Raw genomic sequence first — 2,972 nt, 5'->3', positions numbered from 1 at the left:
CCAGAACCCCTTAAACCCGGACATTTCTATCTGGTCAGTAAGCGGACATTTCAGAATGGCTTTGACATCGGTTTCTTCGTTAAACTCGCGAGTATGACAATGAGCCACACCCTGCTGCCCTCCTCCCGTGCCGACAACCCGCCGCACTTCCCCGGTGCCGATGAACTCGCCGGGCTGCGTGCCTGGTACGCGGGACTGCCCGTGCGCGAGGCGGTCAGGCGCTATCTGTTGAAATTCGTAACTGACGCTAATGATGCTCACGAAAGCACTATTCAGTTCGCTGGCGCAGGCTCCGGCAGCGAATGTGCCGCCGCAATCTGCAGCCTCGTTGGCACCGCAAAACTCAGCGGCATCGATCCTGAGGCGTACCCGCGCTAGGTGCTCGCTCGCATCGCCGTGCTGGTGCCACGCCTACTAATATGCAGAGGCGTCAGCCGCCGGCGGAGCGACCCGAAGTCGGTCGTCTAGCAGTCGCGCAAAATCCGGGTGCTGGGAGAACGGCGTCTCGGATCGTGCCACACCGTCCCTCAAGTCCGGCAGGACGCGCGAGGAAATTGCGACCGCCGTATGGCCCCGGTGGCGTCGCGACGGATACACGAAACCATCCGGCCGCATCGCGTCGTCGACCGACTGTATCGCGACATCCATGTAATAGCCGAACCATTGGCACCACTCATAGTCAGGGCTCGAAAGGTTGTCGTAGATGCCAAGGCGACTGGCAACCGAGCCATTGAGATTCCAGAACCGGAGCGGCCGCGGAAAGCGCAGTTCGGCGATGATGCCGTGCTGCACCGCAAACGGATCCATGTAGAACGTTCCTGGTCGTGTCACGTCATTCCTGCAGAACCGTGCCTCCCACATCGCCGTTTCGGCAACGTGCGCCGCATATAGCCACCAGAACGGCAGTTCGATGCCGCCCGCGTAAAGTTCCTCGGGGGGCCCAAAGCGGTACGCTCGCGCCACGCTCATCGGCAAGACACTCTCCGGGACATACGCAGCGCGGTATAGCTGCGCCTCACCGCCGACCGCGAAAGGCTCGTTGGTGAGGCACTCCTTCAATTGAGCGGGCGACGGCAGTTGTGCACGCAGGTACGACGGTGGTTCGACGGTTGGTTTTCTGTTGTCGCTCATGGGATAGCCGTTCACGCGGCCATGCTTGCCCCCGGCCCTTTGATCAACGCAAGGACCTTGCGCTGCCGCTCGTTCGAGGGCAGTTGCAGGAGCCTTTGCTGACTCGCATGGAGGGACGCGCGTGTCTCGAACGGGGCACCGGCCAATACCTCGGCTGGCGCCAGTTCGTTCAGCGCGTCCTGCGCAGTAACCAGGAAAGCATGAACCTCAGTTCTCAACGCCCCTCGAAGGGCGAGCAGCACAGGCGGCAACAGTTCAGGAACTGGCCCGGCGAATTGCCACGCGGGAAATTCACGACCGTTACTCTGGCCTGATGGCACGACGCAATAGAACCTGTTCGCTTCGACATAGCGATACAGACTCGCGAGCGACATGCGTACCTTGCGCTGCCCGATCACCTCGGAAGGCTTCAGGTTGACAACAGGCAACGAGGAAGACCGGGCAGGGGGCCCGCCGGCGTCACCGGACGCCAGGATCGTCGCGAAGCGCTCTTCCAGGACATGTCGCAGCAATTCCCTGATCGAGCTGTCGGCCAACTCCGGGACTCGCACTCGCAACGTCCCTTCGATATCGGACGCAAACGACTCGGCGACATCCCGGACCAACTGGCGAGCATCGCCTGCGTAATTGCCGGTCAATGCTGCACGAATTGTGAGGGCCGATGCGTCGTTTCGTTCCTTCGTTACCTGTGTCATGAAAACCTCCTTCAGGCAAATTGCGGGGGCGCGCCCAACAGACTGATCCGCTTCGCAATTGCTTTCTCGCTGCCGGTTTGCGGCTGGGCAAACAACATCGCGGACCTAAGCGCGGCAAACGCCCGCCCTCGAACCTTACCCAGCCATCGACGCAGGACAGCTGCGCGCAAAATGGACGCGTTGCGACTCCACGCAGTCCGGCAATCGGCGTCACCAAGCTCGAAGTACTCAAATTGGAGTACGTCATCGACATATCGATAAAGATCCGTACGCGATGGATTTCCGACCAGGATGACCCTGTTGACCACCGCATGCGGGGTTGAGTCCACCGCGCGGGTGCGCCCACCGATCTTGCGATAGGCACGTGCCTCTGATGGGGTTACCGCAGTGATTTCATCGTCCCAGTTCAACATCCGGAGCCTTTTCACTCAATCAACAAGTCCAGCATACACCATATTTTCTCACTTTTCTCATTTTTCTCACGCATCGCAACTGCGCCGAGATTCCTAGCGCGTCAGCTCTCGCGACGCCTTTCTCTTGAAAATCACCAGAATGCTGTATATATATACAGCATGTTCGCATATGCAGTCATCGGAGGCGTCATGGAACACCTGGTGCGCGTACAGAATGAGCGGGACCGCCGCACACTGGCGTGGCTGCGCGGGCACGTCGGCGAAGCGGCGATCGCGGCCGCGGCGAAGCGGTGCGTCGGACCAACGAAGCCGTACCTGTCGGCAGTCTGCCGAGCACTCGGCGTGACGGTGCCGCGATTCAGCACACCACGCCAGGGGGTAGGAAGTACTACGGCTGAGCAGTCGCTGGCGACGATCCGGCAGATCCTGGCGTCACGCAGCGGCCTCCGGCCGCCAACACCCGTCGCGGTGCCGCGCGGGTGAAAAATCCATCGCGCGCCGGCGCCGTGACTATCATATAGAGGTGGTCCACGTTCACACAACGCGACCACAAACGGAGCACAGGCGGGGCTGGCGGCAAGGCTGGCCGCCCGTCTGTGCCCCGCCAGGATCGGGTCCGCGGCATGCGGGCCTTTTTTTCGGCCTCCCAATCTCCATAAGTTGTACTACTGGTTGCAGGTTTTTCTCAGGTGTAAAAACAGGCGGAGAGTGAGCTGGGTAAAGGGATTCGAGC

General features: G+C 60.8%; 4 protein-coding genes and 1 pseudogene. 2 read left to right on the top strand and 3 right to left on the bottom strand.

Annotated elements, in window-relative coordinates:
* Positions 1–375 (top strand): annotated as a pseudogene (locus BN2475_RS35200) (transposase domain-containing protein); the annotation flags it as partial.
* Positions 376–414: 39 nt separating this feature from the next.
* On the opposite strand, the gene BN2475_RS32845 reads toward BN2475_RS35200, so the two are convergent.
* From BN2475_RS32845 to BN2475_RS32835, 3 genes are read right to left on the bottom strand one after another with little or no spacing between them, the layout of a single operon-like run.
* Positions 415–1,146, bottom strand: a complete 732-nt coding sequence (locus BN2475_RS32845; RefSeq protein WP_245841765.1) for an RES domain-containing protein — start codon at positions 1,144–1,146, stop codon at positions 415–417.
* Complete coding sequence (locus BN2475_RS32840; protein ID WP_094783484.1) at positions 1,143–1,826, bottom strand: hypothetical protein; 684 nt, start codon at positions 1,824–1,826, stop codon at positions 1,143–1,145. The genes BN2475_RS32845 and BN2475_RS32840 overlap by 4 nt, the downstream gene beginning before the upstream one ends.
* Before the next feature lie 11 nt (positions 1,827–1,837).
* On the bottom strand, positions 1,838–2,239 hold the full coding sequence (locus BN2475_RS32835) for a hypothetical protein (protein WP_094783483.1): 402 nt from the start codon (positions 2,237–2,239) through the stop codon (positions 1,838–1,840).
* Between the two features lie 189 nt (positions 2,240–2,428).
* On the opposite strand from BN2475_RS32835, the gene BN2475_RS32830 reads away from it, so the two are divergent.
* On the top strand, positions 2,429–2,722 hold the full coding sequence (locus tag BN2475_RS32830; protein ID WP_094783486.1) for a CppA family protein: 294 nt from the start codon (positions 2,429–2,431) through the stop codon (positions 2,720–2,722).
* Positions 2,723–2,972: the final 250 nt, after the last annotated feature.

The sequence above is a fragment of the Paraburkholderia ribeironis genome, from assembly GCF_900019265.1.
GTDB lineage: Bacteria > Pseudomonadota > Gammaproteobacteria > Burkholderiales > Burkholderiaceae > Paraburkholderia > Paraburkholderia ribeironis.
The sequence above is the reverse complement of the archived record's forward strand: the minus strand, read 5'-3'. Positions and strand labels throughout refer to the sequence as shown.

Coding starts and splice junctions, on each gene's coding strand:
- BN2475_RS32840 (WP_094783484.1), bottom strand. CDS start 1,826: ATGACACAGGTAACGAAGGAACGAAACGACGCATCGGCCCTCACAATT.
- BN2475_RS32835 (WP_094783483.1), bottom strand. CDS start 2,239: ATGTTGAACTGGGACGATGAAATCACTGCGGTAACCCCATCAGAGGCA.
- BN2475_RS32830 (WP_094783486.1), top strand. CDS start 2,429: ATGGAACACCTGGTGCGCGTACAGAATGAGCGGGACCGCCGCACACTG.